22 protein-coding genes are annotated in these 22486 nt (G+C 70.7%); 16 read left to right on the plus strand and 6 right to left on the minus strand.

Annotation, left to right across the window (positions count from 1 at the left end; all coding sequences use genetic code 11):
• The first annotated feature begins 69 nt into the window (after positions 1 to 69).
• From DC434_RS12430 to DC434_RS12455, 6 genes are all read left to right on the plus strand, one after another.
• Positions 70 to 1554: an APC family permease gene (locus DC434_RS12430; protein ID WP_116635613.1), complete on the plus strand. Its 1485-nt coding sequence runs from the start codon at positions 70 to 72 to the stop codon at positions 1552 to 1554.
• 29 nt (positions 1555 to 1583) lie between these two features.
• On the plus strand, positions 1584 to 2357 hold the full coding sequence (locus DC434_RS12435; RefSeq protein ID WP_116635614.1) for a gamma-glutamyl-gamma-aminobutyrate hydrolase family protein: 774 nt from the start codon (positions 1584 to 1586) through the stop codon (positions 2355 to 2357).
• Between the two features lie 71 nt (positions 2358 to 2428).
• The gene (locus tag DC434_RS12440; RefSeq protein ID WP_116635615.1) at positions 2429 to 3193 is read left to right on the plus strand and encodes a glucose 1-dehydrogenase; all 765 of its coding nucleotides are present in this window, start codon (positions 2429 to 2431) and stop codon (positions 3191 to 3193) included.
• A complete protein-coding gene (locus DC434_RS12445) occupies positions 3190 to 4563 on the plus strand; it encodes a glutamine synthetase family protein (RefSeq protein ID WP_116635616.1) in 1374 nt (457 codons plus the stop codon). The genes DC434_RS12440 and DC434_RS12445 overlap by 4 nt, the downstream gene beginning before the upstream one ends.
• 1 nt (position 4564) lies before the next feature.
• Positions 4565 to 6007 (plus strand): aldehyde dehydrogenase family protein, encoded by a 1443-nt coding sequence (locus tag DC434_RS12450; protein ID WP_116635617.1) that lies wholly within the window; start codon positions 4565 to 4567, stop codon positions 6005 to 6007.
• A gap of 14 nt (positions 6008 to 6021) precedes the next feature.
• Complete coding sequence (locus DC434_RS12455; protein WP_116635618.1) at positions 6022 to 6744, plus strand: FCD domain-containing protein; 723 nt, start codon at positions 6022 to 6024, stop codon at positions 6742 to 6744.
• A gap of 38 nt (positions 6745 to 6782) precedes the next feature.
• Here DC434_RS12455 and DC434_RS12460 read toward each other — a convergent pair whose 3' ends face one another.
• Entirely contained in the window at positions 6783 to 7850 is a 1068-nt protein-coding gene (locus DC434_RS12460) for a low specificity L-threonine aldolase (protein ID WP_116635619.1), read from the minus strand.
• 83 nt (positions 7851 to 7933) lie between these two features.
• Between DC434_RS12460 and DC434_RS12465 the strand changes: the two genes are divergently transcribed.
• A complete protein-coding gene (locus DC434_RS12465) occupies positions 7934 to 9403 on the plus strand; it encodes an MFS transporter (RefSeq protein ID WP_116635620.1) in 1470 nt (489 codons plus the stop codon).
• 31 nt (positions 9404 to 9434) lie between these two features.
• On the opposite strand, the gene DC434_RS12470 is transcribed toward DC434_RS12465, so the two are convergent.
• Entirely contained in the window at positions 9435 to 10076 is a 642-nt protein-coding gene (locus DC434_RS12470; RefSeq protein WP_116635621.1) for an SDR family oxidoreductase, read from the minus strand.
• A 94-nt stretch (positions 10077 to 10170) separates the two neighbouring features.
• Positions 10171 to 11655 (minus strand): DUF6421 family protein, encoded by a 1485-nt coding sequence (locus DC434_RS12475; RefSeq protein ID WP_116635622.1) that lies wholly within the window; start codon positions 11653 to 11655, stop codon positions 10171 to 10173.
• Between the two features lie 72 nt (positions 11656 to 11727).
• On the opposite strand from DC434_RS12475, the gene DC434_RS12480 reads away from it, so the two are divergent.
• On the plus strand, positions 11728 to 12186 hold the full coding sequence (locus tag DC434_RS12480) for an Lrp/AsnC family transcriptional regulator (protein WP_116635623.1): 459 nt from the start codon (positions 11728 to 11730) through the stop codon (positions 12184 to 12186).
• A 24-nt stretch (positions 12187 to 12210) separates the two neighbouring features.
• Here the strand turns inward: DC434_RS12480 and DC434_RS12485 are convergent, their stop codons facing one another.
• On the minus strand, positions 12211 to 13236 hold the full coding sequence (locus DC434_RS12485) for a DUF5937 family protein (protein WP_116635624.1): 1026 nt from the start codon (positions 13234 to 13236) through the stop codon (positions 12211 to 12213).
• Positions 13237 to 13281: 45 nt separating this feature from the next.
• On the opposite strand from DC434_RS12485, the gene DC434_RS12490 reads away from it, so the two are divergent.
• From DC434_RS12490 to DC434_RS12500, 3 genes are all read left to right on the plus strand, one after another.
• Complete coding sequence (locus DC434_RS12490) at positions 13282 to 13647, plus strand: cupin domain-containing protein (RefSeq protein ID WP_116635625.1); 366 nt, start codon at positions 13282 to 13284, stop codon at positions 13645 to 13647.
• A gap of 15 nt (positions 13648 to 13662) precedes the next feature.
• Complete coding sequence (locus tag DC434_RS12495) at positions 13663 to 13953, plus strand: DUF4287 domain-containing protein (protein WP_116635626.1); 291 nt, start codon at positions 13663 to 13665, stop codon at positions 13951 to 13953.
• Positions 13954 to 14098: 145 nt separating this feature from the next.
• On the plus strand, positions 14099 to 15094 hold the full coding sequence (locus tag DC434_RS12500; protein ID WP_116635627.1) for a 1,4-dihydroxy-2-naphthoate polyprenyltransferase: 996 nt from the start codon (positions 14099 to 14101) through the stop codon (positions 15092 to 15094).
• Positions 15095 to 15226: 132 nt separating this feature from the next.
• On the opposite strand, the gene DC434_RS12505 is transcribed toward DC434_RS12500, so the two are convergent.
• Both DC434_RS12505 and DC434_RS12510 read right to left on the minus strand, forming a co-directional pair.
• Positions 15227 to 15517: a DUF4229 domain-containing protein gene (locus tag DC434_RS12505; protein ID WP_116635628.1), complete on the minus strand. Its 291-nt coding sequence runs from the start codon at positions 15515 to 15517 to the stop codon at positions 15227 to 15229.
• A 41-nt stretch (positions 15518 to 15558) separates the two neighbouring features.
• Complete coding sequence (locus tag DC434_RS12510; protein WP_133192803.1) at positions 15559 to 16455, minus strand: hypothetical protein; 897 nt, start codon at positions 16453 to 16455, stop codon at positions 15559 to 15561.
• Between the two features lie 153 nt (positions 16456 to 16608).
• On the opposite strand from DC434_RS12510, the gene DC434_RS12515 reads away from it, so the two are divergent.
• The 5 genes from DC434_RS12515 to DC434_RS12535 all read left to right on the plus strand — a co-directional run bounded on the left by DC434_RS12515 (position 16609) and on the right by DC434_RS12535 (position 22484).
• Positions 16609 to 17589 (plus strand): glycosyltransferase family 2 protein, encoded by a 981-nt coding sequence (locus tag DC434_RS12515; protein ID WP_116635630.1) that lies wholly within the window; start codon positions 16609 to 16611, stop codon positions 17587 to 17589.
• The gene (locus DC434_RS12520; protein WP_116635631.1) at positions 17586 to 18959 is read left to right on the plus strand and encodes a polysialyltransferase family glycosyltransferase; all 1374 of its coding nucleotides are present in this window, start codon (positions 17586 to 17588) and stop codon (positions 18957 to 18959) included. The genes DC434_RS12515 and DC434_RS12520 overlap by 4 nt, the downstream gene beginning before the upstream one ends.
• Complete coding sequence (locus tag DC434_RS12525) at positions 18956 to 20131, plus strand: acylneuraminate cytidylyltransferase (RefSeq protein WP_116635632.1); 1176 nt, start codon at positions 18956 to 18958, stop codon at positions 20129 to 20131. Before DC434_RS12520 ends, DC434_RS12525 begins: the two co-directional genes overlap by 4 nt.
• A gap of 95 nt (positions 20132 to 20226) precedes the next feature.
• Positions 20227 to 21099, plus strand: coding sequence for an N-acetylneuraminate synthase family protein (locus DC434_RS12530; RefSeq protein ID WP_116635633.1), 873 nt, complete (start codon positions 20227 to 20229; stop codon positions 21097 to 21099).
• Positions 21096 to 22484: a DUF6716 putative glycosyltransferase gene (locus DC434_RS12535; protein ID WP_116635634.1), complete on the plus strand. Its 1389-nt coding sequence runs from the start codon at positions 21096 to 21098 to the stop codon at positions 22482 to 22484. The genes DC434_RS12530 and DC434_RS12535 overlap by 4 nt, the downstream gene beginning before the upstream one ends.
• Positions 22485 to 22486 lie beyond the last annotated feature (2 nt).

Raw genomic sequence — 22486 nt, forward strand, 5'->3', positions numbered from 1 at the left:
ACTCTTGCGCCGGTTGAACTAATGGGCTAGAAAGTAGACCATTAGTCCAATCGGCAAAAGGATGTTCGCATGGATGCTTCGACAACGACGTCGCGCAGCGCAGGAACAGCACAGGACCGCAGCCTCCGCGGAAACCTCGGGGCGGTCTCGGTCACCTTCATGGTGATCGCCGCGGCGGCGCCGCTCACGGTGGTCGGCGGCCTGGTGCCGATCGGCTATCTCGTGGGGAACGGCATCGGCTTCCCGGTCATGTTCCTCGTCGCCACCGTGATCCTGCTGCTTTTCTCGGTGGGTCTCACGGCGATGAGCCGCTATCTCCCCAAGGCGGGCTCGTTCTTCGTCTTCGCCACGCACGGACTCGGTCGTACCCCGGGCCTCGCCACGGCGTACCTCGCCCTCATCTGCTACACGACCGTGCAGATCGCGGTGTTCTCCTACCTGGGGGCGACGATCAGCTCCAGCATCGCCCTCCTGGGCGGCCCCGAGATCCCGTGGTGGCTGCTCACGCTCGCCACCGTGGCGATCGTCGGCGCGCTCGGGTACCGGCAGATCGAGCTCAGCTCCCGCGTGCTCGTGGTCGTGCTGCTCGCCGAGATCGGCATCGTGGTGCTGCTCGGCATCGTGATCCTGGTCACCGGGGGAGCGGAGGGCGTGACCTACGGCTCGTTCCTGCTCGAGAACGTGCTCTCGGGCGCTCCCGCCCTCGGCCTCATGTTCGCCATCGCGAGCTTCATCGGGTTCGAGTCGACGGTCGTCTACCGTGACGAGGTGCGCACGCCGGAACGCACGATCCCGCGCGCCACCTACGCTTCCGCGATCGTCATCGGCGTGTTCTACGCTTTCGCAGCCTGGGCGATCGTGATCGGCGTCGGCGAAGGCGCGATCATCGACGAGGCGGCCGCCGACCCCACGACGCTGATCGCCCGCGTGACCGAACAGTACCTCGGCCCGGTCGGCTCGATCGCCGTCGCCATCCTGTTCCTCGGCAGCATGTTCGCGGCGGTCCTGTCCCTGCACAACGTGCTGACCCGCTACCACCACGCGATGGCGAACGCCCGCGTGCTGCCGCACCGCGTCGGCGCCGTCCACCGGCACCACGGCTCACCGCACGTCGCCTCGATCGTGCAGGTGGCGACCTCCGGCCTCGCGATCATCGTGCTCGCGCTGATCGGCTTCGCGCCGGAGAACATCTTCGCCTGGTTCGCCGGTATCGGGACGCTCGCGATCGTCATCCTCATGGCGGTCACCTGCCTCGCGGTCGTCGTGTACTTCGGCCGCACGCGCCAGCTGCGGAGCCCGTGGCACACCGTGATCGCTCCGACCCTGGGCTTCCTCGGGCTGGCCGTCTCCGCCGTGCTCATCGCCGCCAACTTCCCCCTGCTCGTGAGCGACGTCGATGCAGAGGGGAACCCCGCCTGGGGGCCGATCAGCGTCACGCTGGTGGCCGTCGTCGTCCTCGCGCCCGTGATCGGCCTCGTGCAGGCCGCCGTCATGCGGGCGAAGGCCCCCGAGGCGTACGCGCAGATAATGCGTCGCTTCGACGAGAACGCCTGACCCAGGCCCCCGACCACTGCAGACGAAGGATGGAAATCATCGGCACCTCCGCCCTGGCCCGCCCCCTGATCGGCATCTCCGGTCGACGACTGCGGGGCTCCGCGATCGGCGCACCGCACGGCTTCGCCGACGCGCCGCTCGAGGCATATCTCAGCGAGTACTCGACATCCGTCCTCCACGCCGGCGGCCTGCCGGTGCACCTACCGATGGATGCTGCGCCGGCGGAGCTCGTCGAACGCCTCGAGGGCGTCGTGATCGTCGGCGGCGACGATGTGGACCCGCGCCGCTACGGTCGGACGCCGGGACCGTTCACGCCGCAGATCGATCCGCAGCGTGATGAGTTCGAGGCCGGACTCATCGAGGCCGCGATCGACGGAGCCGTCCCTCTGCTGGGCGTCTGCCGCGGCGCGCAGCTCCTCAACGTCGTCCGCGGCGGCACGCTCCATCCGCACCTCGCTTACGGCGACGGAGAGTCGCACGGCTCGTACGCCTACCCCCGTGCGCACCGCGTGCACGACGTGCACACGGCAGCGGGCAGCGTCGCGCACGCCCTCTACGGAGAGACGACACGGGTCAACTCGTTCCACCATCAGGCCGTCGACGTGCCGGGGAGCGGGATCGTGGTGACCGGCTGGGCGCCGGACGGCATCGTCGAGGCCATCGAGCTCGAGGGATTCCCGGTCGTCGGGGTGCAGTGGCATCCGGAGGTCTTCGGGACCGATCCCGTCTTCGGCTGGCTGGTCGATCAGGCAGCCGCCCGCGCGACGCGCGGCGTCGCGTCCGCCACGCAGAACGTCGCCTAGGCGTCACCGAACACAGTCGTCACCGAACACAGTCGTCACCGAACACGGTCGTCACCGAACAGGGAGAAGAAATGCGACACGCAGACAAGAACGCCTTCATCACCGGCGCAGGCTCCGGAATCGGACGGGAGACGGCCCTCCGCCTCGCGAGCGAGGGCGCCCGGGTTCTCGTCACCGACGTCTCGGCAGACGGTGCGGCCGAGACCGTACGCCTCATCGAGGAAGCCGGTGGCACCGCCCTCGCCGCCGTGGTCGACGTGCGGTCGCGGGACCAGATCCGCGCCGCCGTCGAGCGCGCCCGTGAGGAATGGGGAGCGCTGCACCTGCTGATCAACAACGCCGGCGTCGTGACGGAGCACTCGTTCGAGACCCTCACGGAGGAGGCATGGGACTTCGTCTTCGACATCAACCTCAAGGGGCAGTTCCTCGTCGCCCAGGAGATCGCCCCGCTCATCGCCGAATCCGGCGGCGGCGCGATCGTGAACCTCTCCACGGTCGAGGCTCTCGTCGTCGTGACGAGCACCGGCACCGCGCAGCCGCACTACAACGCGAGCAAGGGCGGGGTGCCCATGCTCACCAAGGCTCTGGCGGTCGAGCTCGCCGCGAAGAACATCCGCGTCAACTGCGTCGCGCCTGGCCCCATCGCCACCGACTTCTTCGACTACGAGAGCGTCACGAGCGACGAGGCACTGGAGTTCATGAAGCAGCGCCTCCTCGTGCCCCGGGTCGGGCTCCCCGCCGACATCGCGTCGGCCGTATCCTGGCTGCTCAGCGACGAGGCGTCCTGGATCGACGGCATCCAGCTCCCTGTCGACGGAGGGTGGCTGACACGATGATCGATGATGTACGCCTCGCGCCCGATGAGCTCGAGGCCGCCGGCATCCGCACGGTGATCGTCGCGACGCCCGACATGCAGGGTCGGCTCGTCGGCCGGCGCATCCCCGTCGAGGGGTTCGGCCGTGTGGTCGAGAACGGCGTCGACATCTGCACCTGCGCGTGGTCGTGGGACATCGAGCAGGGGCTCGAGCTGATCGACGCCAATCGGTTCGCCCTCTGCGGCATGCACAACGGCGTGCCCGACGTGACGCTCATCCCCGATCTCGACACGCTCCGCCCCGCGGCGTGGCTCGAGGGCGTCGCGATCTGCCTCGCCGACCCGGTCGACGTGCATTCGCACGAGCCCATGCCGATCTCGCCGCGCGTGCTCCTGAAACAGGAGCTCGCGCGCATCCGGGAGAGGGGGCTCACCCCGCTCGCGGGGACCGAGCTCGAGTTCTACCTGTTCCGCAATGATCCTCGGGAGCTTCGCCGTTCCGGCTTCCGCGACCTCGACCCGACCACCCTCACCCCCTCGGACTTCCTGATCCACGAGGGGAACCTCTACGAGCCGTTCTTCCAGAAGCTGCGCTCCGACCTCCGGGCCAGCGGCATCCTGGTCGAGACCGCGCAGAGCGAGTGGGGGCTCGGGCAGTGGGAGATGACGTTCGAGTACGGGGATCCGCTGGAGATGGCCGACCGGCACGCGCTCTACAAGCTGGCCGTGCGCGACACCGCGGCGCGCGCCGGGATGTCCGCGACGTTCATGGCCCGGCCGCTCAACGACCAGCCGGGGTCGTCCTGCCACGTGCACGTGTCGTTCGTGGACGAGCAGGGTGCGGCGGTGTTCTGGGACGAGTCGGCCGCGGATCACCTCAGCGGGCGGATGCGGGCGGCGATCGCCGGGGCGCTCGAGCACGCTCCCGCACTGATGGCGTGGTACGCCCCGACCGTGAACGCCTACCGCCGCAGCAACTCCGCGGACGTGGCGGGGAACGGGCGCACCTGGGGCTTCGACAACCGCACGACAACCGTGCGCGTGGTCGGGCACTCGCCGAAGGCCCTGCGGTTCGAGTTCCGCCTCCCCGGGGCCGACACGAACCCGTACTTCACCCTCACCGGGCTCCTGGCCTCTGCGCGGGACGGGATGGACAAGGAGACCGCGCTCGCGGACCCCGTGACCGGCAGCGCGTACGACCTGCCCGGCGACGGAGCGATGCCCGCGGACCCGCGTCAGGCAAGCATCCTGTTCGGCGAGAGTGCACTGGTGCGGGAGCTCCTCACTCCCGACGTCATCTCGCACCAGCAGGTCCTGCTCGAGCACGAGTGGACGACGTTCATGTCCCGCGTCACGGACTGGGACCTGCACCGCTACTTCGATCGGATCTGACATGACCTACCCCGCCCTGCGCACCTGGATCGGCGGCGTCGCCGAGGAGAGCCCCGAGAGCGACGGCACGTGGCTGCACGACCCGAACACAGCGGAGCCGCTGGCCGCGTCGGCGTCGAGCACGCTCGAGCAGGTCGACCGCGCGGTGGCCGCCGCGCAGGAGGCGCATGACGACGCGCGCTGGCGCGGTCTCGCACCGGAGCGACGGGCCGAGAAGCTCATCGCCCTCGCCGACTGGCTCGACGAGCGCACCGAGGAGGTCGCCCGCCTCGATGCGCTCAACAGCGGCGTCCCGATCTCGGTCACGCGACTGTTCGGCGGGGCGAACGGCGCGACGCTGCGGGATGCCGCACAGCGCGCGGCGGCCGTCGGCGACGTGCGCGACCTGCCCTCCGCGCAGGGCGGCGTGCGGCTGCACCGGGTGCCGTGGGGTCCGACCGCGCTGATCCTGCCCTGGAACGCGCCGTCGGCGATGGCCGTCAAGAAGACGGCGTTCGCGCTCGCGGCGGGAGCGACCGTCGTGCTCAAGCCCTCGTCGTTCTCGCCGTGGAGCGCCCAGCTGCTGCTCGAGGGCGTGCACGCGGCGGGCATCCCCGACGGAGTGGTCGGGCTCGTGCAGGGCAGCGGAGGGATCGGACGCGCCCTGGTCGCGGACGAGCGGATCGCCGCGATCTCGATGACGGGATCCACGCCGACGGGCCGGGCGATCGCCGCGACGGCCGCCCCGCGCTTCGCCCGGCTGCAGCTGGAGCTCGGCTCCAACAACCCCGCCATCGTCCGCGCGGATGCCGACCTGGATGCTGCGGCGAAGGCGCTGACCGACGGCGTTCTCAAGCTGTCCGGCCAGTGGTGCGAGGCGCCGCGGCGCGTGCTCGTCGACCGGGCACGCCGCGACGAGCTGGCGGGACTGCTGATCGCCGAGTTCGGACGGCGCGCGATCGGATCGAGCCTCGACGACGCGACCGAGGTGGGGCCCGTCGCCTTCGCCGGCCGCCGCGATGAGCTCGCCGCGCAACGGGATCGGCTGAGGGAGGCCGGCGCGGAGGTGCTGAGCGTCTCGCAGACCCCGGCGCAGGGCTGGTTCTTCGCGCCCACGGTGGCGGTGCTCGACGGGCCGGGTCTCGCCGACGAGGTGTTCGGACCGATGCTGCTCGTGGGCGGCTACGCCGACGAGGACGAAGCCGTCGCCCTCGCGAACACCGGCCAGGTCGGGCTCGCCGGCTACGTGTTCGGCGCCGACGAGGAGGCCGCGACCGCACTCGGCACCCGGCTCGTCGCAGGAGAGGTCAAGGTCAACGGCACGAGCGTTCTCGACATGTCGCCGGAATCGGCGCAGAGCTTCTTCGGCGCGAGCGGTCTCGGCGGGCACGGAGACGACGATGTGCTTGACTTCTTCGTAGGGAAGCAGGTCGTGGGCTCCGATCGCCCAGGGCTCCCCCTCTGACCGGAGGAGTGCGGATGAGCGAGCGTGACGACGCGCCGCACGACTTCTCCCGTGCGGTGCTGCAGCCCGTGTCCGGGTACCAGGCCGTCGCCGGTTTCCTGCGGCGCGAGATGGCGCTCGGGCGCATCCGGCCCGGCGATCGACTTCCACCCGAGCGGCGGCTCTCCGAGCAGCTGGGCGTCTCGCGAGAGACCCTCCGGCAGGCCCTGCGCATCCTCGAGGGGAGCGGTCAGATCGTGATCTCGCGCGGCGCTTCCGGCGGCGCGATCGTGCAGGATGCCGCACTGGACCCGCGGCTCATCCGCGAAGAGGTCCGCACGCGTTCAGGCGAGATCGGCGAGCTCACCGAGTTCCGCGCGATCGTCGAATCCGGCGGGGCGGCGCTGGCCGCTGTCCGCCGCAGCGAGGACGATTTGGAGGCGATGGCGCAGGCTCAGCGCGACCTCGCGGAGGCCGCCACGAAGGCGGAGTCGCGCATCGCCGACACGGACTTCCACATCGCGCTCGCCGAGGCGTCGGGCAACTCCTTCGTGCGCGACGCGGTCGAGGAGGCGAGGGTGCGGATGTTCGAGCCCGTCGACCTGATCAGCTTCGACTTCGTGAAGGAGTCGAGCTGGGACGCGCACGAGCAGATCCTCGAGGCCGTGCGCCGTGGCGATGCCGTGGCTGCGGATGCCGCGATGCGCGCGCATCTGCAGACGACGCGCGAGGAGTTCACCCGCGTCGTCGAATCCTGACGCGCCGCGGGCCGGCCTGAGCCGCGAGGGCCGTGGGCTCAGGCCGTGGTGAGGCGCGACAGCTCCGCGACGAACGCGTCGACGTCGGACTCCTCGGTGTCGAAGCTGCACATCCAGCGCACCTCGTTGCGCGCGGCATCCCAGTCGTAGAAGCGGAAGGACTCGCGCAGGCTGTCGGCGACGCCGTCGGGGAGCGTCGCGAAGACGCCGTTCGACTGGGTCGGCTGCGTGAACGAGACGCCGCGGATCGAGCCGTCGGCGATGCCCGCCTCGACGGATGCCCGGAGGCGCGCGGCCATCGTGTTGGCATGCCGGGCGTTGCGCAGCCACAGGTCGCCCTCGAGCAGCGCGATCAGCTGGGCCGAGACGAAGCGCATCTTCGAGGAGAGCTGCATGTTGAACTTGCGCGAGTAGATGAGACCGTCGGATGCCGCGGGGTTCAGCACGACGACGGCTTCGCCGAGCATCGCGCCGTTCTTCGTGCCGCCGAAGCTGAGCACGTCGACGCCGGCGTCGCGCGTGAAGGCGCGCAGCGGCAGGTCGAGGGCAGCGGCGGCGTTCGACAGGCGCGCGCCGTCGAGGTGCAGCTTCATGCCGCGCTCGTGGGCATGGTCCGCGATCGCGCGGATCTCGTCGGCCGTGTAGAGGGTGCCGAGTTCGGTGGACTGCGTGATCGAGACCACCAGCGGCTGCGCGCGGTGCTCGTCGCCCCAGCCCCAGGCCTCGCGGTCGATGAGCTCGGGGGTGAGCTTGCCGTCGTCGGTCGGGACGGTGAGCAGCTTGAATCCGCCGATCTTCTCGGGGGCACCGCCCTCGTCGACGTTGATGTGCGCGGTGGAGGCCGCGATCACCGCACCCCAGCGCGGGAGCATCGACTGCAGGCCCGTGACGTTCGCGCCGGTGCCGTTGAACACCGGGAACGCCTGCACGCCCTCGCCGAACTGCGCCTGGAAGACCTCCTGCAGGCGCACGGTGTACGCGTCCTCGCCGTAGGCGACCTGGTGGCCCCCGTTCGCCGCGGCGATCGCCGCGAGGACCTCGGGGTGGATGCCGGAGTAGTTGTCACTGGCGAATCCCCGGATCGCGGGGTCATGCGTAAGGCTCACCGCACAAGCCTATGTCCCGGATGACGGGGGCGGGCACCGCGGAGGGGTTCCGGATGTCCGAGGCTCGTCCTACCCTCGGAGACATGGAGCGCACCGCAGCGAAGACCGCATTCGCCAACGTCCTCGTCAACACGCTCATCGCGAACGTGACGACGAGCTTCCTGTGGTTCGCGCTCACGTTCTGGGTGTACATCGAGACGCAGTCCGTGCTGGCGACCGGCATCATCGGCGGCGCCTACATGCTCTTCATCGCGTTCTTCGCGATGCTGTTCGGCACGATCGTCGATCGGCACCGCAAGCACACGGTCATGCTGCTGTCGAGCGTGATCTCGGCCGTGGCGTTCCTCATCGCCGGCGTGCTCTACGTCTGGCAGGGCGAGGCGCCGCTCCTCGACCTCGGCGGCCCCTGGTTCTGGCTGTTCTCGGGAATCATCCTGTTCGGCGGGGTGATCGAGCAGCTGCGCAACATCGCGCTGTCCACCACGGTCACCCTCCTCGTGCCGGAGGAGAAGCGCGCGAACGCCAACGGACTCGTCGGCACCGTGCAGGGCATCGCGTTCCTGGTGACGAGCGTGTTCTCCGGACTCTCGATCGGGTTCCTCGGCATGGGATGGACGCTCGCGATCGCGATCGGGGCGATGGCCGTCACGTTCGGCCACCTGCTGTTCATCCGCATCCCCGAGGGCACGCCGGAACCCGATCCGAACGGCAAGAGCGCGCTGGACTTCCGTGGCAGCGTGCAGGCGATCCGGCTCGCGCCCGGGCTGTTCGCCCTGATCATCTTCTCCACGTTCAACAACCTCATCGGCGGCGTCTACATGGCGCTGATGGACCCGTACGGGCTCACGCTGTTCGACGCGCAGACCTGGGGCTTCGCTCTGGCGTTCGCCTCGACCGGGTTCCTGATCGGCGGCGGCCTGGTGGCGAAGTTCGGCCTCGGGCGCAAACCCGTGCGCACGATGCTGCTCGTCGTCATCGCGATGGGCCTGCTCGGCTCGGTCTTCATGCTGCGCGAGTGGTGGCCGCTGTACGTGATCGGCATGTGGGTCTACATGGCCCTGGTCCCGCCGGTCGAGGCCGCAGAGCAGACCGTGATCCAGAAGGTCGTGCCTTTCGAACGCCAGGGGAGGGTGTTCGGCGTGGCCGCGGCCATGGAGGCGGCGGCAGCCCCGATCACCGCCTTCCTCATCGCGCCGCTCGCGGAGTTCCTCATCATCCCGTACATGGACAGCTCCGCGGGGCAGCGGCAGTGGGGCTGGCTGCTCGGCGAGGGAGAGGCGCGCGGCATCGCGCTGATCTGCCTGTTCGCGGGTCTCGTGATGGTCGTCGCCGCCACGCTGGCCTTCTTCACGCGCTCGTATCGCCACCTCACCGAGCTGTACGCGACCGCGCCGGATCCGATGCCCGAAGATGAGGATGGGCAGGGCACGAGCACTCCGGAAGCCGCGGCGGGCGATGCAGGTGATGAGCGAGAGCTGCCCGAGCAGCGAGGTGTCGATGCGCCTGCACCGGTGCGCGGGTCGCCTCCGGAACTGCCCAAGCGGTCGATCTGACGGCGCTGCTGCACCGCCGCCCACCGCGAGCTCAGGCCAGGTCGACGATCCGGTCGTTGAGCTCGGCGGCATCCGAGTCCCACAGCGCGACGATCGCCGGCGCGAGCGCGGCCGGATCGAGAGCCTTCGCGCGGAAGACGACGGATGCTGCGCGCAGCGGCTCGTCCGCATCCCGCGCGGCCTTCGCGTACCCCTGCGCGACCGCGCGGGTCCACGCCTCGCTGGCAGCCTTCACCGCGGCGTAGTTCGCCCCGCCGGCGAGCGGTCGAGCCACCGCTGTCGCGGAGACCATCGCGAATCGCCCGGCATCCGATGCGCGCAGCGCTCCGTCGAAGGCGCGGCTCGTCGCACGCACCGCCTCGAGTGCGGGCAACAGGGCACGGAAGTCCTCGTCGGCCTGCCCGGCGAGTCCGCCGCCGCCGCGCCAGCCCCCGACGAGCGGGATCACGCCGTCGACAGAGCCGAGGTGCGCAGCGAGAGCGGTCATGTCGTCGAGCGACGTCGCGTCGGCGACCTCGATCTCGGCACCGGCATCCTTCAGCGGCCGAAGTCGCTCGACCGAGCGGCCCGTGGCGACGACGCGCGCGCCGGCGTCGAGCAGAGCCCCTGCGACGGCGAGGCCGGAGGCGCTGGTCGCTCCGGCGAGGACGATGGTGCGGTCGATGACGGTCATGTGCTCAACTTTCGCGGATGAGGCGAACTTCTGCGGCCGATCCGGCCCGGAATGGCCGCAGAAGTTCGGAATGGCCGCAGAAGTCGGCGGCGGATCAGTCGTCGGTGCCGCGGATGCCGACCGTCGACTCGATCACGGGCTTCATCTTCTTGTCGAGGGCCTCGAAGAACATCGACAGCGGGAACTCGTCGTCCAGCACGGCGTCGGTGTAGCCCTTCGGGGCTCCGGAGAGGATCTCGTCCGAGAGCCCGCGGGCCCAGTTCGACGCCGGGTGCGGCGTGAGCACGCTGCGGACCAGGTCGTAGGCCGCGAGCCAGTGCGCGGTCTTCGGACGGTCGATCGAGCGCCAGTAGAGCTCGTCGATCGCGTCGCCCAGAGCGACGACCGCATCGGGGACAGCGTCCCAGTCGAACGCGAGGGCCGTGTCGGTCCAGTGCAGCACGCCGCGCTGGTGCAGCCAGGCGAACAGCAGCTGTCCGCCGAGGCCGTCGTAGTTGCGCACGCGCGAGCCCGTGATCGCGAACCGGAAGATGCGGTCGAAGATCACGGCGTACTGCACGAGACCGGCCTGGTCGAGCGTCTCCTGCTCGATCGCGGTGAGGTCCTCGCCGGCCGATGCGCGGGCGGCGAGCGACCGCTCGATCTTCACCGACTCGCGGAACGCGGTCAGGTCGCAGCGCAGCTCCTCGAGCGAGTAGAGGAAGAACGGCATCCGCTGCTTGATCATGAACGGGTCGAACGGCAGGTCGCCGCGCATGTGCGTGCGGTCGTGGATGATGTCCCACATCACGAACGCGCGCTCGGTCAGCGCCTGGTCGTCGAGCATCGCGGCGGCGCGCTCCGGCAGGTCGAGCTTCGTGATCTCGGCGGCGGCACGGGTCACGCGCCGGTAGCGCGCGGCCTCGCGGTCCTGGAAGATCGCACCCCAGGTGAAGGACGGGATCTCGCGCATGGCGACGGTCTCGGGGAAGAGCACGGCCGAGTTCGTGTCGTAGCCGGGGGTGAAGTCCACGAGGCGCAGCGAGACGAACAGCTTGTTGCCGTAGTCGCCGGCTTCGAGGTCGGCGATGAACTCCGGCCAGATGGTCTCGACGATGAGCGCCTCGACGAGGCGGTCGCTCGAACCGTTCTGCGTGTACATCGGGAAGACCACGAGGTGGCGGATGCCGTCGACGCGGTGCTGCTGCGGCTGGAAGGCCACGAGCGAGTCGAGGAAGTCCGGCACTCCGAAGCCCTCCGACGCCCAGCGGTCGAAGTCGACGATCGAGGCGGCCAGGTAGTCGGCGTCGTGGGGGAACACGGGAGCCAGAGCGCGGATGCCGGCGGTGATGGCCGCGACGAGCTCGGTGGCCTTCCCGTGGACGGCCGAGTCGGTCGATGCCTCCGGGATCGAACCGTCCTTGACCTGCAGCTCGCGGATCGCGATCGCGGCATCCTTCAACTGCGCCCAGGCGGCGGAGTCCTCGACGCCCTCCGATGCAGAGTGCGCCTGCACTGAGCCTGTCGAAGTGTCCTCGACGACCTCGGGTTCGCCGACGATGGCCTGTGCAGCGGAGCTGTTGGCGGAAATGATGGACATCGGGACCTCCGATCCTGAGGAATGCCGGAAATTTTCCGGTCATAACGGAATACTGACGATAATCTTACATCCATGGATGATTCTGTCGACCGCGCGATCGTCGCGGAGATCGCCCGCGACGGCCGGGCCACGCTGTCCCAGCTGTCCGAGGCGATCGGTCTCTCGGTCTCTGCCGTGCAGTCGCGACTGCGTCGCCTCGAGACGCGCGGCGTGATCTCCGGCTACCGTGCCATCCTCGATCCCGAACTGGTGGGCACGCCGCTGTCCGCGTTCATCGAGATCACGCCCCTCGACCCGGCGCAGCCCGACAACGCCCCCGAACTGCTCGAGCACCTCGACGCGATCGAGGCATGCCACTCGATCGCGGGCGATGCGAGCTACATGCTGTTCGTGCGCGTCGCCTCGCCGCGCGCGCTCGAGGAACTGGTGCGCGACGTGCGCACGGCGGCGAACGTCAGCACCCGCACCACGGTCGTCCTGCAGACGTACTACGAGCACCGGCCGATCATCCCGCTGGCCACCGAGGCGTAGCCGCCCGGGAGACTTCCGCCCGCCTCAGAGCACCGCGCCGACCATGGCCTCGCCGAGGGGTGAGCGCAGGTGCAGCATCCGTGCGCCGTCGCGCTCGCTGGCGATCAGCCCGGCCTCGCGGAGCACGGTGAGATGATGCGAGGCCGTCGACGCCGCGATCCCGGCCTCCCTGGCGACCTGCGAGGTCGTGCGCGCGGTCCCCGCGCGGAGCAGGATGCCGGCTCTGGCGGGGCCGAGCAGGGCGCCCAGAGCATCCGCGATCTCGGTCTCGTCTCGTGCCCAGCCGGCGGTCACTCCACGCGCGGGATAGAACAGGGTCGGCTGCGCCGGCGGCTCGGTGAGCACCATGCACCCCCACGACGACAGGACCGACGGCACGAGCACGAGCCCGCTGCCGTGGCAGTCGACCTGCTCGCTGTGCCGACGGAGCGAGACCCGCACGGCGTCTGCGCCCCAGCTCACCTGCGGGTGGAGGGCTCCGGCCATGCGCGCGATGCCCGCCGTCGCGATCGTGCGGGATCGCACCGCGACGTCGGCGCGCAGCAGGCGCTCGAGCTGCGGCCACACCGGCGCGAGCGCGGCGTCCCACACCTCCGACCAGGCGTCGGCGATCATGCGCCGCGCGCGAGCGGGATCGTGCTGCATCTCGCGCAGCGCCCGCTGCCGCGCGCCGGTCGAACGGAGCACCATCTTGCCGAAGTCCACGCGCATCCCGTCGAGCGGGGCATCGCGCAGGGCGGCCAGCTCGGCCTCCGGGGTCATGTCCCAGTGCGGAGCTGCCGTGAGGAAGTCGGGCAGATACCCGTCGTCGCCGATCACCGCCACGAGCAGGCCGAAGGCGTCGCGCGGGAGGCGGTCGCGGACGACGCGGAGCCATCCCCACTGCAGCGGATGCTGCTCGGGCCGCCGCAGCACGCGCACCGCGTGGGCCAGTTCGTGTCCGGGGGAGATGCCGAAGCGCACCGCCTGGATGTCTCCCGGGCTCAGGTGGAACTCGACCCGGTGATCCGGATGCTCGACGCCCTCGACCGGCACGCTGTTTCGATCCACATCGAAACTCTAGGGTGGGCTCCGGCGGCTGTCGAGACTGGAGCCATGAACAGCACAGAACTCCTCCCCGAAGGAATCATCGCCGCTGCTGACATCCGTATCGGCACCGGTCGCAGCCGCCGGTTCGTCGGCGCCGAGCACGGCGCAGCCGTCTCGTACTTCTATGTCGAGAATCAGCCGGGCGAGGGCCCGGGCCTGCACTGGCATCCCTATCCTGAGACCTGGGTCGTGCTCGAGGGCACCGCTCGCATCACCGTCGGCGACGACACCTTCGTCGCGGGCGCCGGAGACACCGCCACCGGTCCCGCGTTCACACCGCACTGCTTCACGAACGTCGGGGACGGCGTCCTGAAGATCATCGGCATCCACGCATCCGCCACCATCATCCAGACGTTCCTCGACGAGGACTGACACCAGGAGAACACGATGTCCTTCCAGGCATACCTCGACAAGGTCGAGACCCAGACCGGCCTCACCCCGCGGCAGTTCATCGCTCTCGCGAAGGAGCAGGGCTTCGACGAGACCACCAAGTCGACCGTCGTCCTGAACTGGCTCAAAGAGGAGTACAGCCTCGGGCACGGACACGCGCAGGCGATGGTCCACGTGATCCTCAAGGGGCCCAAGATCAGCGACAAGCACGTCGGCAAGGGCGGCGCGCACGGAGACAAGTCCGACACGCTCTGGCTCGACGGCAAGGACAGCAACCCGAATCCCTGACGCTTCGACGGGCTCAGCGACCCAGCGATGCTTCGACCCAGCAGTGCTTCGACCGGCTCAGCGACCCAGCGGCTCAGCGACCCAGCGAGTGGGTCCCTGAGCTGGTCGAAGGGCCCGCATCGGTGCGGCCAGTAGGATTCCCTGCGTGGCAGCATCCTCACAGCGCAAGAAGAAGAGCACGGGCGCGAAGCGCACCCCGGCCCGCACGAGCGGCAACCCGGCGAAGCGCAGCGGCAACCCCGCGAAGCGCCCGGTGATCGAAGCGGGCCCCGTCACGGCGTCCGACTGGATCGGCGCTGCGCGCCTGCGGACCCTGCCGCTCGCGGTGGCTCCCGTGGTCATCGGCACCGGAGCCGCGCGCAGCACCGGACCGGAGTTCCACTGGGTCATCGCGCTCGCCTGCCTCGCCGTCGCCGTGCTGCTGCAGATCGGCGTGAACTTCACGAACGACTACAGCGACGGCATCCGCGGCACCGATGCGCACCGGGTCGGACCCGCGCGTCTCACCGCCTCGGGCCGGGTGAAGCCGCGCACCGTGCTCATCATCGGACTGATCTTCTTCGCCCTCGCCGCCGCCGTCGGCGTCGCGATCGTGGTGCGGACGGGACAGTGGTGGATGCTCGCCATCGGCGCTGCCTGCATCGTCGCCGCCTGGTTCTACACCGGCGGCAAGCGCCCGTACGGGTACTACGGCCTCGGCGAGGTGTTCGTCTTCGTCTTCTTCGGGCTCGTCGCCACGCTCGGCACCACCTGGGTGCAGATCTTCGACCTGCCGCAGCAGGCGTGGCTCGGGGCGATCGCGGCCGGCCTTTTCGCGTGCGCGGTGCTGCTCGCCAACAACCTCCGCGACATCGATCAGGACCGCGAGGTCGGCAAGCGCACCCTGACGGTGCTGATCGGCCGTCGCGCGACCCAGGTGCTGTTCACGCTCTTCGTGCTCGCGCCGTTCGGAATCGCGGTGTTCCTCGCTCTGCTGTTCCCGATCGCCTGGATCGCGCTGCTCGCGCTGCTGGCGGGACTCCCGGCCATCCTGATCGTGTGGACCTATCGTCAGCCGCGCGAGCTGGTGGTCGCCCTCGCGCTCACCTCGCTCACCGCGCTGCTGTATGCGGGCGCGCTGTTCTGGGCGTTCGTCGGCTGACGACGGCATCCGCCACTCGCCGAACCGGCCCCTGGGAAACGAACCCGCCCCTTGAGAGCGGATTCACGGGGCCCGTTCGCGCAGAGAGGGGTGGCTCGGCGGGCTCACGAAGAGGCCCAGAGCGAGCGAGCTTCAGGCCCTCGAGTCTCCGTCGATCGCCTCGTCCTCGGCTTCGGCGTCCGCGTCGGTCCGGGCGCCCGAGGTGCGGCTCTCGCGACGCTCGAGCAGGCGAGCGGAGGCATCGGTCAGGGGGGCGCGCAGGAACAGCATCGAGATGCTCACGCCGATGAGGGCCGAGAAGATCGCGGCGAGCCACCAGAACTCGCGGAAGATCGGGAAGAAGAACCAGAGGATCGCGAGCGGGACGAGGAACGCCAGCAGCCGCAGCACGGTGTAGACGAGGAAAGGGGCGGTCTTCTTCACCCCGTCAGTCTACGTTCGCGCCCTATGAGCTCCCCGACCGCTCAGCCGTCGATGCCGAGGCCGGCGAACGGGATGCCGCGCACCACGCGTCGCCACGGATGCTCGCCGAGCGACCAGAGGAGCCTCTCGTCCGGATCGAGCGCGAGGTCCTCGCAGCCGACAGGCAGGGAGACCGGGTCTCGCTCGAGTCGGTCGCGCGTGCCGCGCCAGAGGATGCCGGGGCGCAGCCGGTCCGACTGCGAGACGAAATAGCGGTCTCCCCAGCGGACGGCGCCCTGCATCGAGCGGATGCCGGGGGCGAAGCGCTCCGCCTCCTCGAATCGGTCATCGTCGCCATCCGGGATGTCGAACTCGCCGATCCGGCCGCTGCCGTCGGTGCGGTACTCGCCGATGAGCACGCGGCGCAGCGGTTCGCCGTCGGCGTCGAAAACGCGGCCGAGGTAGGAGCACCGCAGATCCACCGGATGCACCCTGGTCCGCACCGCGACCAGCGCGGTCGCTCGCCAGCCGCGGCCGCGGGCTCCGGCCAGTCGCCGGGCGAGGGAGCCGCGCACGCGGCGGATGTCGGAGAGGTCGAACTCCCAGATGCCGCGACCGGTCGCCGCCACGAACAGGCGATCGTCGAACCAGGCGAGCCCGCCGGCGTGGATCTGCGCCGGCAGGAGCTCGCCGTCGTCGTCATCCACCGCGAGCAGCACGTCGAGGTGCCGTGACCGCTCCAGATCGACGAAGGCGACCCGGGAGGCGAGGTGGTTCCTGGCGCGGTCCTGGCGGAACCAGCTGACGGCGAGGGTGCGCCGCCCGCGCCAGAGGCCGAGATCGATGCCCTGCGGGTACCAGCGCTGAGTCCAGGACCGGGCGCTGAGCCACCGCAGATCCAGGGTGTCGCGCCGCTTCTGGCGCACGGGGCGCCAGGTCGATCCGAAGGGCCAGAGCATGCCGTCCATCGTCGCCGATCGGAGGCCGCGGCGCGAACTCGCCCACGCGCGGCGCGGGGAGACCGCGCAGGACACCGCGCGTTCACCTGCGCGTCCCCGGTCGGCAACGAACGCCTGACACCATGCCTGACACCGCTCACCACCGGGAGATCCGTGCGCACACCCCTCGTCACCGTCATCCTGCCTGCCAAGGACGCCGGCGAGTACATCGGGACGACGCTGGAGACGCTCACCCGCCAGTTCGCCGACCCGTCTGCGCTCAAGCTCGTCGCGATCGACGACGGATCCCGCGATGACACGGGGTCGATCATGCAGCGCTACGCGGAGCGCTTCGGGCGGGCCGAGCTGGTGCGCAATCCGCGGCCGCGCGGGCTGGCGAGTGCGCGCAACCAGGGGCTGGCGCATGTCGAGGGAGAGGCCTTCTGCTTCCTCGACGGCGACGACTGGATGCAGCCGCGGCGCCTCGAGGTGCTCGCTTCGCGGCTCGGCGAACTCGGCTGCGACTTCCTCCGCACCGACCACGTCACGGTGACCGCGGGCCGTCGCGCTCTGGTGCGCGCGCCGCACCCCTGGCGCGAGCAGGTCACACCGGCGCGGGAGGCGATCCTCCCAGAGAACGAGTCCACGATGGTCGACTACCCCTTCGCGTGGGCGGGCCTCTTCCACCGTCGGATCATCGACCGCGGCCTGGCCGCCTTCCCGCCCGGCCTGTTCACGGCGGAGGACCGCCCGTGGATCTGGCGACTGCACCTGCGGGCCGACAGCTTCGCCGTCGTCGACGCGCCCGCGCTGCTCTACCGGCGCGGTGTCACGACCTCGCTGACGCAGGTGCGGGATCGGCGCCAGCTCGACTTCGCGAAGGCGATGCACCAGGTGCTCGACACCGTCGACACGGACTCCGAAGCCGACCGCTTCCGCGCGAAGGCCGTGTGGACCGCGCTCGCGCTGAGCTCCCACCACCTCGTGCGCGCCCGGAGGATGCGACCGGCGCTGCGTGCCGAGATGCGCGCCGGCATCCGCGACGTGCTGGCGAGGCTCCCCGATGCCGAGGTCACCGCCGTGCTCGGACGCTTCGACGGCCCGCGTCGGCGCGTGCTCGCACGGGTGCTCCGGCAGGCGGGGAGGGCGTCGTGACCCAGCTCTTCGCCCTGCACAGCGCCTACGGACTCGCGACGGCGTCCGCGGCGATCGATGCCGGGCTGCTCGACACGACGACGCCCGAGCATGTCGACCGCCTCCTCGTCCCGTTCACCTCGTCGCGCGTCCCGGAGACCACCGTGGGCATCGCCGTCGACCCGGCGCTGCGCTCCCTGCGGGAGCGGTTCGGTCGCATCGAGGAGCTCGAGGGGATCCTCGGGCCGCTGCATCCGAGCTCGTGGGAACCGTCCGACGGCGACCTGCCCATCCTCGAGCGCCTCCTCACCCGCGTCTGGTCGCTGGATCCGCACGATCTGGAGCTGTTCGTGCAGAGTCCGCAGGTCGCACCGGCGCGCACGCTGATGTCGCTGTTCCCGCACGCCCGCATCACCGTGATCGGCGACGGCCTGATGACCTACTCGCCGATGCGGGTGCGCCTGCCGCACACGGTCGCCGCCCGCATCGGACGCGTCGTGCACGCCGACGTCGTGCCCGGTGTGCGCCCGCTCGTCGGATCGCCGCACGCCGAGATCGTGCCGGTGCCTCCCGCGGTCTTCGCCGCCGCGCTCAGAGAGACGGATGCCGCGGAGACGGATGCCGCGGAGACGGACGCCCTGTTCGACGAGGAGCTCCCCACCGTGCTCGTGCTCGGGCAGTACCTCTCGGCCCTCGGGCTGATGAGCCCCGCCGAGGAGATCGCCCTCCAGGAGCAGATGATCGACCGCGCCGCACGGTGGTCGCCACGGCGCATCGTCTTCAAGCCGCATCCGTCGGCTCCTCCGCTGCTGACCGATGCGGTGCGGGCGCGGGCGACGGCGCAGGGTGCGGCCTTCGAGGAGTATCGCGGCGGCCTCGCCGCCGAGCTGCTGGCCGAGCGGCTCGACGCCGTGGCCGTGGTGGCGGGGTTCTCCACCGCGCTCCCGACCGTGCACGCGCTGTTCGGCCGGGCGATCGGTGCGGCCGGCGCCGATACTGTGCTCCGGCGGCTGACCCCGTTCGAGAACAGCAACAGGATCCCGGCGACCATCGTCGACGCCCTCACCCGCGAGCGCTCGCCGTACGCCGATCCCGCACGCCTGCAGCTGCTGGTCGACGCGGTCGGCTATTCGATGCAGCCGGAGCTCGCCGGGCACCTGCGACCCCGGGCCGAAGAGTTCCTCCGCGGGCTCGATGCGCGCGAGCGCGACCGGTACTTCGCGCCGGAGAGGCTCGCCGACCTGCGGCTGCCCGGGGCCCCGGCCGACGGCATCGTGCGACGGATGCTGCGCCCTGCCGGGGGAGTGGGCAGAGTCGAGGAGTGGCGGCTCACGGCCATCGGCGCTCGCCGCAGGGTCGGGCGGGCATGGCGGGCGATACGAGGGAGATGACGGTGGAGACGACGGTGGAGACGACGGTGCCGAGGACGGTGGCGATCATTCCGGCGCGCGGTGGATCGAAGCAGGTCCCGCGCAAGAATCTGCAGCGGGTCGGCGGTGTTCCCCTCGTCGAGCGCGCGGTGCGGGCGGCAGTGGCGGCGACCATCGACCTGGTCGTGGTCTCGACGGACGACGAGGAGATCGCGGCGGTGAGCGCGGCGGCCGGCGCGCGGGTGGTCCGTCGGCCGGCAGAGCTCTCCGGCGACACCGCCGCATCGGAGAGCGCGATCCTGCATGCGCTCGACGCACTCGAGGCCGACGGCGAGCGTTTCGACATCGTGGCCTTCCTGCAGGCGACGTCGCCCTTCATCCCGAGCGATGACCTGTCCGCAGCGGTCGACGAGGTGCGCGCCGATCGCGCCGACAGCGTCTTCTCGGCGCACCAGACCTATGGGTTCCTGTGGCGGCGCGACGCCGAGGGCGCGGCGGTCGCGATCAACCACGACGCATCGCACCGGCCGCGGCGTCAGGACCGGGAGCCGCACCACCTCGAGACGGGCGCCTTCTACGTCTTCCGCGCCGAGGGGTTCCGTCAGAGCCGACACCGCTTCTTCGGGCGCACCCGCGTCGCCGAGGTGCCCGAGTGGACGGCGATCGAGATCGACGACGAGCACCAGCTGCGCATCGCGCGTGCGCTCGCCGCACTGCATGACACCGTCGGCCCGATCCCGGTGCGGGCCGTCGTCACCGACTTCGACGGCGTGCACACCGATGACACGGCGATCATCGACGCCGACGGCGGGGAGCGCGTGCGCGTCAGCCGTGAGGACGGCATGGGCGTGGCGCTGCTGCGCCGGGCGGGGGTGCCGATGCTGATCCTGTCGACCGAGGTCAATCCCGTCGTCCGCGCGCGCGCCGACAAACTGCGCGTCCCGGTGCTGCACGGCATCGAGGACAAGGAGGCCGCCCTGCGAGTCTGGGCGCACGACAACGATCTGCCCCTCGCCGACATCGCCTATCTCGGCAACGACGTCAACGACCTCCCCGCCCTGCGCATCGTCGGCTGGCCGATCGCGGTCGCGGATGCGCATCCGCTGGTCCTCGCGGAGGCCCGCGTCGTGCTGCGGCGTCGCGGCGGCGACGGTGCTGTTCGCGAGCTGGTCGAGCGGGTGTTGTCGAGCTGACCGCCGCCGGTAACCCTCCGGTCGCGCGGTGTTCACCCCCGCCGCGTACCCAGGAGGGAGGGGTCCGCGAGGGCCGTTCGACGACCGGAGGAATCATGACTGTCAGCATCGGCTCACGGGTGATCGGCGGCGGCCGTCCCGCCTACGTCATCGCCGAGATCGGCTTGAACCACAACGGAGACGTCGACATCGCGAAGCGGCTCATCGACGTCGCCGCGCGCGCCGGCGCCGACGCTGTGAAGTTCCAGAAGCGCACGCCGGAGATCTCGACCCCCGAGCACATGCGCGACGTCCCGCGCGAGACGCCGTGGGGGACCATGAGCTATCTCGACTACCGGCGCCGTGTGGAGTTCGGCCGCGACGAGTACGTCGAGATCGGCGACCACGCCACGATGCAGGGCCTCGACTGGTTCGCCTCGCCGTGGGATGTGCCGAGCGTCGCCTTCCTCGAAGAGCTCAACGTCGTCGCCCACAAGGTGGCCTCGGCGAGCCTCACCGACACCGAGCTGCTGGTCGCCCTGCGCGAGACCGGCAAGCCCGTCATCCTCTCCACCGGGATGTCGACGATCGAGCAGATCGACCGGGCGCTCGACACGCTCGGCACGGATCGCGTCGTGCTGATGCACGCCACCTCGACCTATCCGCTCGAGCCGGAGGAGGCGAACCTGCGCGTGATCTCGACGCTCCGCGACCGCTACGCCGGCGTGCCGGTCGGCTACTCCGGCCACGAGCGCGGGCTGCAGATCTCCCTCGCGGCGGTCGCGCTCGGCGCGGTCGCGGTCGAGCGCCACATCACGCTCGACCGCACGATGTGGGGGTCCGACCACGCCGCCTCTCTCGAGCCCACCGGTCTCGAGCACCTCGTCCGCGACATCCGCGTGATCGAGAAGGCGCTCGGCGACGGCGTCAAGCGGGTGTTCGACAGCGAGCGCGCGCCGATGGCGAAGCTCCGCCGCATCCCCGCATGACGGATGCCGCGGGCATCCGCGTCATAGCGATCGCGGATGCCGACTCGTTCGTGAAGTGGTCGGCTGCCCTCCTCGGCGGCGTCCCGGGGCTTCGGCCGCATCTGCTCCTCGTGCGTACTCCGCTCACCGCCAGCGTCGAGCAGCAGCGCACGGCCCTCGCCGGCACCGGTCTGCGCCCCGAGGATGTCACGCGCGTGAGCTTCGCCGAGACGGCCGGATGGCTGGAAGGCCAGCGCCCCGATGTGGTGCTGCTGGCGGGTCGCGGACCGTTCGTCCGGCTCATGGGACGAGTGATCGACTCTCTGACGCACCGGCCGGTGACGATCTCGGGCCTCCCCGGCATGGCGATCCCCGCGCAGCGCGGAGCGCTGGACTACCGGCGGCATACGGATCTGCTGGTGGTCCACTCGCACCGGGAGGCGCGCGCCTTCGCGGAACTCGGCCGTCACATCGGCGTCACGATGCCCACAGCGCTCGCGACCCTCCCCTTCGCGCGCCGACGCCAGCGGATGCTGCGTCCCGAGCGCGCTCGCGTCGAGGCGCTCGCCGCTCGTCCCGGTGGGGTCGCGGTCGCCGAGCGTCCGCCGCTGCCGGTCGCGGTGCGTCCGCCGGCGACCGACATCGTGTTCGCGGCCCAGGCGCTCGTGCCGGTCGCGCACGAGGAGCGCGTGGAGATCGCCGCGACTCTCGTGCGGGCGGCCGAGGCGGATCCCGGCCGTCGGGTCGTGGTGAAGCTGCGGTCGCGACCGGGGGAGGCCGAGACGCATCTCGAACGCGATCCCTACGTCGCCCTGCTTCCGCCCCGCCGACCCCGCAACCTCGTCTTCTCGTACGACTCGATGGCGTCGGCACTGGAGAGCGCGGCGGGCCTTGTCACCGTGAGCTCGACCGCGGCCATCGAGGCGACCGCCCTCGGCATCCCGGTGATCGCGCTCGACTCCTTCGGCGTGAGCAAGAGCCTCCTGAACACGGTGTTCGTGGGCAGCGGCCTGCTCGGCGGGCGGAACGAGGTCGTGGCCGGTCGCTTCCGGCATCCGCACCCCGACTGGCTGCGGGACAACTACTTCCATCCCGAGGCGGAGTCGGACTGGTGGCAGCGGGTGGAGGAGCTCGTGGCGATGCGCCGGGCCGGCGCCCTTCCGCACCGTCGCGTCCCCGCAGCGCGAGGCGGTGCTCTGCACGACGCGTGGCATCGGGCGAGCGTGCTCGGGCGCGAGGACCGGTCGCTCCGGGGCGGGCTGGCGCTGACGGTCGGAGCACCGGCCACGCGCGCTCTGTCGGCGGTGCGCCGTCGTCGGGAGCCGTCGGACGGCGGCACCTGGGCCGACCCGTCGACCGACTTCACGCTCGAGCCGAACCCGTTCCACGACTCGATCCGGCGCTGAGC

Source organism: Microbacterium sp. TPD7012 (genome assembly GCF_003075395.1).
Classification (GTDB): domain Bacteria; phylum Actinomycetota; class Actinomycetes; order Actinomycetales; family Microbacteriaceae; genus Microbacterium.